This is a genomic window from Vibrio sp. 10N.222.52.C12 (genome assembly GCF_041474215.1).
Taxonomy (GTDB): domain Bacteria; phylum Pseudomonadota; class Gammaproteobacteria; order Enterobacterales; family Vibrionaceae; genus Vibrio; species Vibrio crassostreae_C.
Map to the genome: position 1 here is coordinate 1 of NZ_JBFRTR010000259.1, position 281 is coordinate 281.

Sequence of the window (281 nt, forward strand, 5' to 3'; positions counted from 1 at the left end):
TCCCTATCCCTCCACCACTCTTAAAGATTAAACCGCTGTTTTTACAGCGGTTTTTTCGTATCTAAAGCCTCGAAAATCATCTCGCACAGAAAGGTAGCACAGATGTACTTATTGAGACTTCCAAATAGCGTATACTACACACGCATCGCCACCCCACTTTCACTGCGTAGCAGCGGTTATCCCAAAGAGTTTAAATTCTCTCTTCTAACTCGTGAACGTAAAGTCGCTTACCTGAGAAATATCGAACAGGTTCAATTATACTAATCCGGAAAATTAACTGA

Annotated in this window: 1 protein-coding gene; it reads left to right on the forward strand. The window is 41.3% G+C overall.

What is annotated here, in order from left to right; all coding sequences use genetic code 11:
- Window positions 1–102: 102 nt before the first annotated feature.
- On the forward strand, window positions 103–264 hold the full coding sequence (locus AB4623_RS24225; protein ID WP_372099047.1) for a DUF6538 domain-containing protein: 162 nt from the start codon (window positions 103–105) through the stop codon (window positions 262–264).
- Window positions 265–281 lie beyond the last annotated feature (17 nt).

Bases quoted from the DNA above. Each gene is read 5' to 3' on its own strand.
- AB4623_RS24225 (WP_372099047.1), top strand. From the start codon at position 103: ATGTACTTATTGAGACTTCCAAATAGCGTATACTACACACGCATCGCC.